The 13,511-nt window shown below is 78.9% G+C and carries 8 protein-coding genes; 4 read left to right on the top strand and 4 right to left on the bottom strand.

Annotation, left to right across the window (positions count from 1 at the left end):
• Positions 1-38: 38 nt before the first annotated feature.
• Genes ECOMGDLI_RS21880 through ECOMGDLI_RS21895 form a run of 4 tightly spaced genes read right to left on the bottom strand, consistent with a single transcriptional unit; the run spans position 39 to position 3,503 of the window.
• On the bottom strand, positions 39-941 hold the full coding sequence (locus ECOMGDLI_RS21880; RefSeq protein ID WP_088318976.1) for a class I SAM-dependent methyltransferase: 903 nt from the start codon (positions 939-941) through the stop codon (positions 39-41).
• Entirely contained in the window at positions 938-2,074 is a 1,137-nt protein-coding gene (locus ECOMGDLI_RS21885; RefSeq protein ID WP_088318977.1) for a glycosyltransferase family 4 protein, read from the bottom strand. Before ECOMGDLI_RS21885 ends, ECOMGDLI_RS21880 begins: the two co-directional genes overlap by 4 nt.
• The gene (locus ECOMGDLI_RS21890) at positions 2,071-2,469 is read right to left on the bottom strand and encodes a 6-carboxytetrahydropterin synthase (protein ID WP_088318978.1); all 399 of its coding nucleotides are present in this window, start codon (positions 2,467-2,469) and stop codon (positions 2,071-2,073) included. The genes ECOMGDLI_RS21885 and ECOMGDLI_RS21890 overlap by 4 nt, the downstream gene beginning before the upstream one ends.
• 41 nt (positions 2,470-2,510) lie before the next feature.
• Positions 2,511-3,503, bottom strand: a complete 993-nt coding sequence (locus ECOMGDLI_RS21895) for a zinc-binding alcohol dehydrogenase (RefSeq protein WP_088318979.1) — start codon at positions 3,501-3,503, stop codon at positions 2,511-2,513.
• A 108-nt stretch (positions 3,504-3,611) separates the two neighbouring features.
• On the opposite strand from ECOMGDLI_RS21895, the gene ECOMGDLI_RS21900 reads away from it, so the two are divergent.
• From ECOMGDLI_RS21900 to recD, 4 genes are all read left to right on the top strand, one after another.
• Positions 3,612-4,283: a CDP-alcohol phosphatidyltransferase family protein gene (locus tag ECOMGDLI_RS21900; protein ID WP_088318980.1), complete on the top strand. Its 672-nt coding sequence runs from the start codon at positions 3,612-3,614 to the stop codon at positions 4,281-4,283.
• A 294-nt stretch (positions 4,284-4,577) separates the two neighbouring features.
• Positions 4,578-8,030: an exodeoxyribonuclease V subunit gamma gene (gene recC / locus ECOMGDLI_RS21905; RefSeq protein WP_088318981.1), complete on the top strand. Its 3,453-nt coding sequence runs from the start codon at positions 4,578-4,580 to the stop codon at positions 8,028-8,030.
• Positions 8,027-11,548, top strand: a complete 3,522-nt coding sequence (locus ECOMGDLI_RS21910; protein WP_088318982.1) for a UvrD-helicase domain-containing protein — start codon at positions 8,027-8,029, stop codon at positions 11,546-11,548. Before recC ends, ECOMGDLI_RS21910 begins: the two co-directional genes overlap by 4 nt.
• Complete coding sequence (recD, locus tag ECOMGDLI_RS21915; protein ID WP_233153584.1) at positions 11,545-13,500, top strand: exodeoxyribonuclease V subunit alpha; 1,956 nt, start codon at positions 11,545-11,547, stop codon at positions 13,498-13,500. The genes ECOMGDLI_RS21910 and recD overlap by 4 nt, the downstream gene beginning before the upstream one ends.
• The last annotated feature ends 11 nt before the right edge of the window (positions 13,501-13,511 follow it).

The following is a 13,511-nucleotide window of genomic DNA, read 5'->3' on the forward strand; positions in this document are numbered from 1 at the left end:
GCCCGTCCGGTCCGTCGCGGGCCCCGGCCCGCGGACCCTCACCCGTCGATACGTGCGGGCGGTCGCCCCCGTTCACCCCGTGGCCGGGCCAGCAGGTCCGCGTGGTGGACGGTGACGTGCAGGGTGCCCGCCCGGGCGGCCGCGGCCCGCCGGTCGAGGTACTCCGCGGGGGCGACGCCGGGGGTGTGCTCGGCCGCCGCACCGGCCCAGCCGTCGAACCAGGCGGCGGCGAGGCCGCCGTCCGGGCCGCCGAGCCGCCAGGGGCTCGGCCGGACCTCGACGTCGTAGCCGTGACGGTCGAACGCCGCCGCGGCGACCTCGACGGCTGCCGGCCCGAGGAGGGCGCGCCCGGCGACGGGACGCCGCTGGTGGGCGTTGAACGCCGCCTCGACGACGACGTCGAGCGGGTCCGGCGGCACCAGCTCGACGCGGCCGAGCACGGACAGCGTGACGAGGGCCGGGCAGCCGGCACCGGCGACCGCGGCGACGACGGCCTCGACCTCGGTCGCGGTGAGGACGTCGAGCAGCGCCGAGGCGGTCACGAGGTCGGCTCCTGCGAGGTCGGCGGGGGTCAGTGCGCCGAGCACGCCGCGACGGGGCTCGACCGTGACCCGCGCGCCCCCGGGTGCCGTCCCCGGTCGGGACGCCGCGAGCGCGAGCAGCGCGGGGTCGCGGTCGTGGAGCACCCAGTGCTGCGGACCGGGCAGCCGCGGGGCGAGCCATCGGCCCATCGAGCCGCTGCCGCAGCCGAGGTCGTGGACGACGACCGGGGCGCCGGCCGGGCGGCGTCCGGCCCGGACCGCCTCGACGAGCGCGGCCGCGACGGCATCGGCGAGGTCGCCTGCCCGGGCCGCCGCGTCGGCGGGCTCGCGCAGGGCGAGCCAGTCGGGGGAGTAGGTCGACGGGTCGGCGCCCGTGCCGTCGGTGCCGGTGACGCTCACGGGGTCCTCCGGTCGACGAGCGCGGCGGCGAGCCGACGGGCGGTGCCGTCCCAGCCGGGCAGTCCGGCCCCGCGGACGGCCGCCCTGGCCCGCAGCGCCGTCCGCAGGGCGGGGTCCTCGAGCCAGCGGCGCAGGCCGGCGGCGAGCGCCGGGACGTCGCCGGGCGGGACGAGCAGGCCGGGCCGCCCGCCGTCCGGGGTCGTCCCGACCGCCTCCGGGACGCCGTCCACGTCGCTCGCGACGACCGGGACACCGCGCGCGAGGGCCTCGGTGACGACCATCCCGTACGGCTCCGCGTGCGAGGGGAGCACGAGCAGGTCGGCGGCGGCGTACGCGGCGTCGAGGGCGGGGCCGGTGAGCGGGCCGACGAGGCGGACCCGCTGCTCCCAGCCGCGCACGGCGAGCGTGCGCCGCAGCCCGGCGACGTGGTCGGCGCTCCCGGTCGGTCCGACGCAGTCGAGCGTCCACGGCAGCGCCGGGTCGAGCGTCCCGAGGGCCGCCAGGAGCACGTCCTGGCCCTTGCGCGGGGTCAGCGACGCGACGCAGAGCAACCGGCCGCCGTGCGCCGAGGGTTCCGCGGCCGGCCCGCGGTCGACCCCCGGCGGGGCGACCGCCACCGTGCCGGCGGGCAGGTCGTGGAGCGCCTCGACCCGGGCCGCCGTCGCCGTGCTCGTCGCGACGACGACAGCCGCGGCGTGCACGGCCCGGCGCTCCCGGGCGGCGAGGGTCGCGGCCCGCTCCGGCGGCCGCCCGGTCTCGTCCCCGAGCGGCAGGTGGACGACCACGGCGAGCCGCAGGCGCGCCGCCGCAGCGGCCAGCGGGTCGGGCGCGCCGCAGCCGACGAGGCCGTCGACGAGCACGGTGCCGCCGTCCGGCAGCGTGCCGAGCAGCGCCGTCAGCCGCTGCTCGTCGTCCGCGGACGGCCGGGGCCAGCCGCCGGCGACGTCGTGCCGGCGGACCGGCACGCCGAGCCGCTCGAGCGCCTCGACCACCCGCAGGTCGTACGTGTTGCCGCCGCTCGGGGTCCGCGGGTCGTCGACGCCCGACGGCACGACGACGTCGAGGCCGCCGGCGGCCGCGAGCCGGCCGAGGGCCGCGGTGCCCGTCGCGGCGTCCGTCGCGGTGCCCGTCACAGCGACCGTTCGTAGCTGGCCCAGGCGATGTGCGACTCGTGGAGCGTGACGACGAGGCCGGTGACCGCCCGGGCGCCCTCGCCGAGGACACCCGCGGCGATCCGCTCGGCGAGGGTGTCGGCGACGTGCCGGGCGAGCACCTCGGTCGTCGTGTTGCGGCCGGCGAACACCGGCTCGTCGTCGAGGTTGCGGTACGAGAGCGAGCCGACGACCTCGTGCAGGGCCTGCGCGGCGAGGCCGATGTCGACGACGATCCCGTCGGCGTCGAGGTCCGGACGGCGGAACGTGGCGTCGACGACGAAGGTGGCGCCGTGCAGCTTCTGGGCCGGGCCGAAGACAGCGCCGGAGAAGCTGTGGGCGACCATCATGTGGTCGCGGACGGTGACGGAGAACATCGGGCTCCTCGGGGGCAGGCGTTCGACGGGTCGTGCGGCGGTCAGGGGTCGTACCGGACGCGGTGGCACAGCGCGGGCAGCTCGCCGGACGCCAGCCGGGGCAGCACCTGCGGCAGGTCCTCGAACGCCGACTCGCCGGTGACGAGGACGTCGAGGGCCGGGTCGGCGAGCAGCCGCAGCGCCAGCGCCATCCGGTCCGCGTACGTGCGGCTGCCCCGGCGGGCGGGGGAGATGCTGCCGACCTGGCTGCTGCGCAGCACGAGCCGGCGCGGGTGGAAGAACTCGCCGAGCGGCACATGGACCGGCCGGTCGCCGTACCAGCTCACCTCGAGGACGGTGGCCTCCGGGGCGGCGAGCTCGAGGGCCCGGGTCAGCCCCGCGGACGTCGCGCTCACGTGGACGACGAGGTCCCGGTCGCCCGCCGCGTCGTCCGGTCGGGCGAACCGCGCCCCGAGCGCCTCGGCGACCGCGGCCCGGGCCGGGTCGACGTCGACGACCTCCACGTCGACGCCCGGCATCCGGGCCAGGAGCGCGGCGACGCAGCCGCCGACCATGCCGGCGCCGACGACGGTGACCCGGTCGCCGACGAGCGGGGCGGCGTCCCACAGCGCGTTGACCGCCGTCTCCATCGCGCCGGCGAGCACGGCCCGGCCGGCCGGGACGTCGTCCGGCACCGGGGTCACCGCGTCCGCCGGCACGACGAACCGGCTCTGGTGCGGGTACAGGCCGAACACCGTGCGGCCGAGCAGCGCCGCCCCCCGGGGCGTCGCCGGCGCCTGCTCGACGACACCCACCGCCAGGTAGCCGTACTTCACCGGGAACGGGAAGTCGCCCTCCTGGAACGGGGCCCGCATCGCCGCGTGCTGGCTCGCCGGGACGCCCCCGCGCAGGACGACGCTCTCGGTGCCCCGGCTGACGCCGGAGAACAGGGTGCGGACGACGACGTCCTCGGCGCCCGCCGGCGCGAGGTCGACGTCCCGGACCTCGGCGCGGCCCGGCCCGACCACCCAGAGCGCCCGCGCCCGCGTGCTCACGAGCGCCTCCGGCCGGGGCGGCCGGCGGACTCGCCGGCGCCGGACAGAACCGGACCGGCGCCGCGTACGTATACCCGGTCGAGCCCGTACCGCGCCGGAGGAGTCCACATGACCGGAATCTCGCACCTCGCCGCCGACCTCACCGGCGCGGGGGCCGGGCTGTCCGTCGCCGTCGGGGCCGGGGCGCTGCTCGGCAACGGTCTGCGGGCGTCCGGTGCGACCCGGTTCGGGGCCGCGAACGCGGTGACCGCGGTGCGGACGGTGCTCGTCGCCGTCGTCACCGGGCTCGTCGCGCGGGCGCTGCTCAGCGGCGAGCCGGCGTCGCGGCTGCTCGTCGCCGTCACGGTCGTGGCGCTGGCCCTCGACGCGGTCGACGGCTTCGTCGCGCGCCGGACCGGGAGCGCCACCGCGCTCGGTGCCCGGTTCGACGGCGAGGTCGACGCGTTCCTCATGCTCGTGCTCAGTGCGCTGCTCGTGCCCGTCGTCGGGGCGTGGGTGCTCGCGATCGGGCTCATGCGGTACGCGTTCCTCGTCGCGACCTTCGTGCTGCCGTGGACGGCGCAGGCGCTGCCGCCCCGGTACTCGCGCAAGGTCGTCGCCGCCGTCCAGGGGGTCGTGCTCGTCGTGGCGGCCGCCGGGGTGCTCCCCGGGGCGGCGACCGTCGCGGTGCTCGCCGCGGCGCTGGCCCTGCTCACCTGGTCGTTCTGGGTGGACGTCGCGTGGCTGGCCCGGCGCCGGACGGTGCCCGCCCCGGCCCGCGAAGCCGTGCTCACCCGCTGAACGGACGCCTCCGGCCCGCTGCCGGCGCTGCCGGCGACGGGGCTGCCGGGGCCGTCCGGTCCGAGGGAGGTCACGTCAGGGGAAGACGGATGACGGGTCGCCGGGGTTCGGTCCTGGCCGGCCGTCCGGTGCCGACCCGTCCACAGGGCCGCGACACGCCGTCCGGGACGTCGGGTCTGTGGACGGCGCGCACGGGCGTCCGGGCGGGCGGCTAGCGTCGTCCGGGTGCCGCCCCTGCCGGGCGGCGGCGGTCCGGGTCCGGGCCGGCGGGTGCGAGCGCAGGGGAGGGTCGGCGTGCTGCACGTGCACCGGTCCGAGCGCGCGGACTCCCTCGTCGGGCCGCTCGCCGAGGTCCTCGCGGCCCCGCCGGACGACCCGTTCGCCCCCGAGCTCGTCGCGGTGCCCACGAAGGGGGTCGAGCGCTGGCTCGCCCAGCGGCTGGCGCACCGGCTCGGCGCCGCCCCGGGCACCGAGGCCGGGGTCTGCGCGAACATCGCGTTCTCGTCGCCGGGCCGGCTCGTCGGCTCGGTGCTGGCGGGGGTCCTCGGCGGGGGCACGGACGACGACCCGTGGCGTGTCGAGCCGCTCACCTGGGCGGTGCTCGCCACGCTCGACGAGTCGCTCGACGAGCCGTGGTGCGCGGCCCTCGCGCGGCACCTCGGGCACCCCGGCCCGGCCGGCGGCGCCGAGCAGCACGACCCCGACCGGCACGACCCTGACCGGCACGACCCTGACCGGCACGACCCCGACGAGCTCCGCCGCGGCCGCCGGCTCGCCGTCGCCCGGCACGTCGCGGGTCTGCTCAGCGCGTACGGCGCGCAGCGCCCCGACCTCGTCACGGCGTGGGCGGCCGGGCGCGACGAGGACGGTGCCGGGGCGCCGGTGCCGGCCGACCTGCGCTGGCAGCCCGAGTTGTGGCGCCGGGTCCGGGCCAGGCTCGGCGTCCCCGGCCCGGCCGAGCGGCTCGACGCCGCGCTCGCCGCCCTCGCGACCGCCGCCCCGGCCGACGTCCCCGCGCGGCTGTCGGTCTTCGGCCCGACCCGGCTCCCCGAGGACCAGCTCCGCGTCCTGCACGCCCTCGGCCGGCACCGGGACGTCCACCTGTGGCTCGTGCACCCCTCGCCGGCGCTCTGGGCCGCGGTGGCCGCGCGCGGTGTGCCGGTGTCACGGCGGCGGGCTGCGGCCGGGTCGGTCGCGCGGCTCCCGGTGCTCGCCTCGATGGCCCGTGACGTCGTCGAGCTGCAGACCCGGCTCCTGGGCCTCGACGGCGGGGCGGGCGGCACCAGCGTCGTGGACGTGCCGCATCCGGCCCCCGCACCGCCGTCGACGCTGCTCGGTGCCCTCCAGGCCGCGCTGCGCGCCGACGCCGAGCCGGCGGTGCCGCACCGGCTCGACGCCGGGGACCGCAGCGTCCGGGTGCACGCGTGCCACGGCCGGGCCCGGCAGGTCGAGGTGCTCCGGGAGGTGCTCGTGGGCCTGTTCGCCGAGGACCCGACGCTCGAGCCGCGCGACGTCCTCGTCATGTGCCCGGACGTCGAGGCGGTGGCGCCGCTCGTCGCCGCGACGTTCGGGCTGGCCCCGGACGGCGAGGCCCCCACGGGTGCGCACCCGGGGCAGACGCTGCGGGTCAGGGTCGCGGACCGGTCGCTGCGCCAGACGAACCCGCACCTCGGCCTGCTCGCCGCCCTGCTCGACCTCGCCGACGGCCGGGTCACCGCGTCCGAGGTGCTCGACCTCGCCGCGAGCCCGCCCGTCCGGTACCGGTTCGGGTTCGACGAGGACGACCTCGACCAGGTCCGCGAGTGGTCGGCCGCCGCCGGTGCGCACTGGGGCGAGGACGCCGCCCGCCGGGCCCGGTTCGGCCTCGGGCTCGTCCGGCAGGGCACCTGGGACGCGGCGCTCGACCGGATCCTGCTCGGCGCCGCGATGGCCGAGGAGGACCACCGCTTCGTCGGCCCGGCGCTGCCGCTCGACGACGTCGACAGCACCGGGGTGGCGCTCGCCGGGCGGTTCGCCGAGCTGCTCGAGCGGCTCGGGTCCGTGCTGGCCCGGCTCGACGGGAGGCGGCCGGTCGCCGACTGGCTCGACACCCTCGACGACGCCCTCGACCTGCTCGCCGGCGCGCCGCCGACGGAGGCCTGGCAGGGCGTCCAGGCACGGCAGGTGCTCGCCGAGGTCCGGCAGACCGCCGCCGGGCGTGACGGCACCGTCCTGCGGCTGCCCGACGTCCGCGCGCTGCTCGCGGACCGGCTCGCCGGGCGGCCCACCCGGGCCGGCTTCCGGACGGGTGCGCTGACGGTCTGCTCGCTGGAGCCCATGCGGGCCGTCCCGCACCGGGTCGTCGCGCTGCTGGGCCTCGACGACGGGGTGTTCCCGCGGAGCAGCCGCGGCGACGGCGACGACCTGCTCCTGCGCGACCCCTGCCTCGGCGAGCGCGACCGGCGCAGCGAGGACCGCCAGCTGTTCCTCGACGCGGTCGCCGCGGCCGGCGAGCGGCTCGTCGTCCTCTACACGGGCGCGGACGAGCGGACCGGGGCGGCCCGGCCGCCGGCCGTCCCCGTCGCCGAGCTCCTCGACGCGCTCGACCGGACGGCCGCGTCCCCGGACGGTGCACCGGTGCGGTCGCAGGTCGTCGTCCGGCACCCGCTGCAGCCGGTCGACGAACGCAACTTCGCCGCCGGTGCGCTCGGCACCCCGGGCCCGTTCAGCCACGACCGGGCCGCGCACCGCGCGGCCGTCGTCGCCCGGGGCGAGCGCCGCGACCGGGTGCCGTTCCTGCCGGCCGCGCTGCCGGCGCCCCCGCGACCGGACACCGTCGACGTCGGCGACCTCGCCGACCTCCTCGAGCACCCGGTGCGCTGGTTCCTGCGCAACCGGCTCGGGGTCGCGCTGCCCGCCGACGAGGAGGACGTCGTCGACCGGCTGCCGCTGGCCCTGGACGGGCTCGGCACCTGGGCGATCGGGGACCGGCTCCTCGCCGCGCGGCTCGCGGGTGTCGACCGCGACCGGGCGCGGAACGCGGAGTGGCGGCGCGGCGAGGTGCCGCCGCGGCAGCTCGGCCGGGCGGCGCTCGACCGGGTGCTGGGCCAGGTGGTGCCGGTCGCGGCGGCCGTCCAGCCGTTCGTCACGGGCGACCCCGCGGTCGTCGACGTCACCGCCGACCTGCCCGTCGGGATCGCCGTCACGGGGTCCGTCGACGGGGTCCACGGCGACACCGTCGCGCGTGCCGTGTTCTCCCGGCTCGGGGCGAAGCACCGGCTGCGCGCGTGGGTCCAGCTGCTCGCCCTCGTCGCGGCGGACCCGGACCGGCCGTGGCAGGCCGTGACGGTCGGCCGGACCGGCGGGCGGCGGGGCGGGGCGCAGCGCGCGACGCTGACCGCCCCGTCGCACGCGACCGCGCAGACGGTCCTGGAGAACCTCGTCCGGCTGCGGGAGCGCGCGCTGCGCGCCCCGTTGCCGCTGCCCGCCGCGGCCGGGGCCGCCTACGCCCGCAGCCGGCTCGCCGGGGACTCCGCCGAGCAGGCCCTCGGCGAGGCCGCCTCGGCGTGGAAGCAGCTCTTCGAGATCGAGGACCGCTACCACGTGTTCGTCTGGGGCCCGGCCGCTCCGATCGGGCTCGTCGCGGGCGTCCCGGAGCGGGACGAGGCCGCCTGGTCGGCCGACGGCACCGACACCACCCGCCTCGGTGTCCTCGCCCTGCGGGTGTGGAAGCCCCTGCTCGCCCACGAGGAGGTGCGGACGGTATGACGACGACGGACCACCCGGCCGCCCCGCCGCTCGCGGGCGTCTTCGACGTCTGCGGCCCGCTGCCGACCGGCACCACGGTGCTCGAGGCGAGCGCCGGCACCGGCAAGACGTTCACCATCGCCGCCCTCGCGACCCGCTACGTCGCCGAGGGGGTCGCGGACCTGTCCCGGCTGCTCCTCGTGACGTTCGGCCGGGCGGCGACCTCCGAGCTGCGCGACCGGGTGCGGGAGCGGCTCGTCAGCGCGGAGCGGGCCCTGCTCGCGGACGACGCGCGCACCGCGCGGGACCCGCTGGTCCGGCACCTCGCGGACGTCGACGACGTCGAGCTCGCGGCCCGCCGGCGCCGCCTGCGCGCCGCGCTCGCGCAGTTCGACGCCGCGACGATCGCGACGACCCACGGCTTCTGCCAGCAGATGCTCGCCTCGCTCGGGCTCGCCGCGGACGTCGACGCCGACGCGGTGCTCGTGCCGGACCTGGCCGACCTCGTCGACGAGGTCGTCGACGACCTCTACGTGCTGCGCTACGCCGACACCCCGGTGCCGCCCCTGAGCGTCGATGAGGCCCGGCAGGTGTCGCGGGCCGCCGTCGGCTCCCCGCAGGCCCGGCTCGAACCGGCCGCCGCCGCACCGGACTCGCCGGCCGGTCACCGGTACGCGTTCGCCCGCGCGGTCGCCGCCGAGGTCACCCGCCGCAAGCGGGCCCGTCGCGTCCTCGACTACGACGACCTGCTCGTCGAGCTGAGGGATGCCCTCGTCGACCCGGCGCACGGCGACGGCGCGGTGGCCCGGGTCCGGTCGCGGTACGACGTCGTCCTCGTCGACGAGTTCCAGGACACCGACCCGGTGCAGTGGGAGATCCTCGCGACCGCCTTCCACGGGCGGCGGACGCTCGTCCTCATCGGCGACCCCAAGCAGGCGATCTACGCGTTCCGCGGCGGCGACGTCGTCGCCTACCTCGCCGCCCGCGGGGTCGCCGACCACTCCGCGACGCTCGGCCGGAGCTGGCGCAGCGACGCCCCGCTCCTCACGGGTCTGGAGCACCTCCTCGGCGGCGCGGCGCTCGGCGACCCACGGATCGTCGTCCGGCCGGTCGAGGCGGCCCACCCCGAGCGCCGGTTCACCGGGGGAGCCCCGGTGCGGCTGCGCCACCTCACCCGGCCCGTGTTCGGCGTCCCCGCCCGGTCCTCGACCAAGCCGCTCGTCCAGACGGTCCGGGAGGCGATCGCCACGGACGTCGCGGCGGACGTCGTCCGCCAGCTCGGGTCCTCGCAGCTGCGGGACGACGCCGGGTGGCGGCCCCTCGTGCCGGCCGACGTCGCGGTCCTCGCCCGGCGCAACGTCGACGCGACGACGGTCCGGGACGCGCTCGTCGCGGCCGGGGTGCCCGCCGTCGTCTCCGGCCTCAGCAGCGTCTTCGACTCCCCGGCCGCGCGCGCCTGGCTCACGCTGCTCGTCGCGCTGGAGCAGCCCGGCAACCCGGGCCGGACGGCGGCCGCGGCGCTCACGCCGTTCGTCGGCTGGGACGCGACACGGCTCGGCACCGCCACCGACGCGGACCGCGACGCGCTGTCGGACCGGGTCCGGTCCTGGGCCCAGCTGCTCGGGGCCCGCGGCGTCGCGGCGCTCTTCGAGGCCGCCTCGGCGGACGGGCTCGCCGAACGGCTGCTCGGCACGGCGACGGGCGAGCGGACGCTCACCGACCTGCGGCACGTCGCGCAGTCGCTGCACCTCAGCGCGACGGCGGACGGCCTCGGGGTGGCCGCGCTCACGGACTGGCTGCGACGGCGGATCGCCGAGGCGGCCCTCGACTACGCCGAGGAGCGCAGCCGCCGGCTGGAGACCGACGCGGCGGCGGTCCAGGTCGTCACGGTCCACGCGAGCAAGGGCCTGGAGTTCCCCGTCGTCTACGTGCCCTTCGCGTGGGACCGCTTCGAGAGCAGCACCCCGCCGATCCTGCGCCACCACGACGGCGAGGCCCGGGTGCTCGACGTCGGCGGCCCGGGGACCCCCGGCTACGACACCGCCCGCACCCTCCACATGGCCGAGGAGCGCGGCGAGGACCTGCGGCTGCTCTACGTCGCCCTGACCCGGGCCTGCTCCCAGGTCGTCGTCCACTGGGCGCCCTCGAGCAACTCCGCGGCCGGCCCGCTGTCCCGGGTGCTGCTCGGGCGGTCCGGACCGGGCCAGGAGCCACCGCCCACCGTCCCCGTGGGCCGGGACGACGAGGCGGCCCAGGCGTTCGACGCCCTCGCGGCGTCGTCCGGCGGCACGGTCGTCGTCGAGCACGTCGACACGCTCCCGCCGCCGGTCCGGTGGGCCCCCGCCGGCGCCGGGCGCCCCGACCTCGCGGTCGCGCCCTTCGGCCGCAGGCTCGACACGACGTGGCGACGCACCTCGTACACCGCCCTCACCGCCGCCGCGCACGAGGAGCGGTACGCCGCGGAGGCCGCCCTCGGCGGCGCACCCGCCGGCGTTGCCGAGGCCCCGCCGGGGGACCCGGGCGGCCCGGGCGGCGCCGGGGTCTCCAGCGAGCCCGAGACCCGCGGCGTCGAGGACGAGCCGCCGCCGCCCGCACCCGGGCTGCCCTCGTCCGCCCCCGCCGCACCCGACAGGTCGGCTGACACGTCGGCCGGTCCGTCGGGCCCGGCGTCCGAGGAGGTCCCGCTGCCCCTCGCGGACCTGCCCGCAGGGGCCGCCTTCGGCGTGCTCGTCCACGAGGTGCTCGAGTACGTCGACACCTCCGCCGCCGACCTCGACGCCGAGCTGCTGCGACGCTGCCGCGACGCGGGTGCCGCGCGGTTCGGCGGCGTCGACCCGGCCGCTCTGGCGACCGCGCTCGGCGCCGTCCTCGCGACCCCGCTCGGGCCGGTGGCGCCCGGGCTCACGTTGCGGGACGTCAGCCCCGTCGACCGGCTCGCCGAGCTCGAGTTCGAGCTGCCGCTCGCGGGCGGCGACGCCCCGACCGGCCAGGGGGCGACGGTCGCCGCGATCGGCGACCTGCTCCGGCGTCACCTCCCGGCGGACGACCCGTTCCGGCCGTACGCCGACCACCTCGTCCACGCGCCGTTCGCCGCGACCCGGCTGCGCGGCTACCTCACCGGGAGCCTCGACGCCGTGCTGCGCGTCCGTGGCCCGGCCGCCGGTGACGGCGCGGCCGCCGGCGGTGAACCGCGCTACCTGGTCGTGGACTACAAGACGAACCGGCTCGCCCCCACCGGCGAGCCGCTCACGGCCGCGCACTACCGGCACGAGGCGCTCGTCGAGGCGATGTCGGAGGCGGACTACCCGCTCCAGCTGCTGCTGTACCTCGTGGCGCTGCACCGTTTCCTCACGTGGCGCCAGCCCGGCTACGACCCCGAGGTCCACCTCGGCGGGGGGCTCTACCTCTTCGTCCGCGGGATGGCCGGCCCGTCGACCCCGACCGTCGGCGGGACGCCCGCCGGCGTCATGGCCTGGCGGCCGCCGGGGGCGCTCGTCGCCGGGCTCTCGGCGCTGCTCGACACGGGGGAGGCACCGTGACCGTCACCGACCGGCGGGCCGCGCCCGTCCCGGCCCGGGTCGCGCTCACGGCCGGGCCGCTGCTGCGCACGTTCAACGACGCCGGGATCCTGGCCTCCGCCGACGTCCAGGTCGCGCGCCGGCTCGGCCGGCTCACCGGCGAGGACGACGAGCGGGTGCTCCTGGCGGTCGGGCTCGCCGTCCGGGCCCTGCGGTCCGGCTCGGTGTGCGTCGCGCTCGACGACCTCGACGCGCTCGCCGTCCCCGAGGCCGAGGACGGGGTCCTCGTCACCGACGCCGCGCCCGCGGGGCTGCCCTGGCCGGACCTGGCCGCCTGGCAGGCCGCCATCCTCGGCAGCCCGCTCGTGGCCCCCGGTCCCGGTCCGGTCGCGCCGCAGGCCTCGGGCGGACGCCCCCGGGTGCCGGACCCGCCGGTCCGCTGGGTCGACGGCCGGCTCTACCTCGACCGGTACTGGCGCGACGAGCAGGTCGTCCGCGCCGAGGTCGACGGCCGGCTCGCGCGCGGCGTGCTCGGCGTCGAACCCGTGGTCGTCGCCCGGGCCGTGGCCCGGCTGTTCCCCGTCGAGACCGACGGCCGGCAGCGCCTCGCCGCCGCGACCGCGGCGCTGAGCCGGGTCACCGTGGTGACGGGCGGCCCGGGCACCGGCAAGACGACGACCGTGGCGCGGCTGCTCGCCGTCCTCCAGTCGGTCGGTGGTGCCCCGCTGCGGGTCGCGCTCGCCGCCCCCACCGGCAAGGCGGCCGCCCGGCTGCAGGAGGCCGTCCGGGCCGAGGCGGCCCGCTTCGGCGCCGAGGACCGGCGCCGCGTCGGCGAGCCCGAGGCCACCACCGTGCACCGGCTCCTCGGCTGGAAGCCCGGCAGCAGCACCCGGTTCGCGCACGACAGGGACCACCGCCTCCCGCACGACGTCGTCGTCGTCGACGAGACGTCCATGGTGTCGCTGACCCTCATGGCCCGGCTCGTCGACGCCCTGCGGCCCGACGCCCGGCTCGTGCTCGTCGGCGACCCCGACCAGCTCGCGTCCGTCGAGGCGGGTGCGGTGCTCGGCGACCTCGTCGCCCGGCCGCCCGTCGCCGACGACCTCCCCGGCGCCCTCGCCCGGGCGCTCCCCGCGGACGCGGACGTCGGGCCCGCGGACGCGCCGGCGCTGCGCAACGGCGTCGTCCGGCTCACCCGGACGCACCGCTTCGACGGGGCGATCGGCGAGCTCGCGACGGCGATCCGCGCCGGGGACGCCGACGCCGTCCTCGCCGTCCTGCGCCGCGGGGACGCCGCGGTGACGTTCGTCGACACCGGCGGCGCCCTGCCCGACGAGGACAGCGCCGCGGGCGTGCGGGCCGAGGTCGCGGCATCCGGCCGGGCCGTCCTCCACGCGGCCCGCACCGGCGACGTCGGCACCGCACTCGCCGCCCTCGAGACGCACCGGCTGCTGCTCGCCCACCGCCGCGGTCCGTTCGGCGTGGCCCGGTGGGCCGCTCTCGCCGAGTCGTGGGCGCTCGCGGCGGCAGGGCCGGAAGGGCCGGAGGACGGTCCGGTCCACCACGGCCGGTGGTACCCGGGCCGCCCGCTCATCGTCACCGCGAACGACCGCGACACCGGCCTCTACAACGGGGACACGGGCGTCCTCGTCGCGGACGGCACCGGGCTCGTCGCGGCGTTCGGCGACCCGCGGTCCCCGCTCCTCGTCCGCCCGCACCGGCTCCCCGCGGTCGAGACCGTCTACGCGACGACCGTGCACCGGGGGCAGGGCAGCCAGTTCCGGTCCGTCTCCGTCGTCCTGCCGCCGCAGGAGTCGCCGCTGCTCACCCGCGAGCTGCTCTACACCGCGGTGACCCGGGCCCGGGAGCAGGTCCGCGTCCTCGGCGGAGAGGCCGCGGTCCGCGCCGCCGTCGAACGGCCGGTGCGCCGGGCGAGCGGCCTGCGCTTCCCGCTCACCGTCGCGGCAGGGTGACCCCGGCGCCG

It is taken from the genome of Kineosporia sp. R_H_3 (genome assembly GCF_002198675.1).
GTDB lineage: Bacteria > Actinomycetota > Actinomycetes > Actinomycetales > Kineosporiaceae > R-H-3.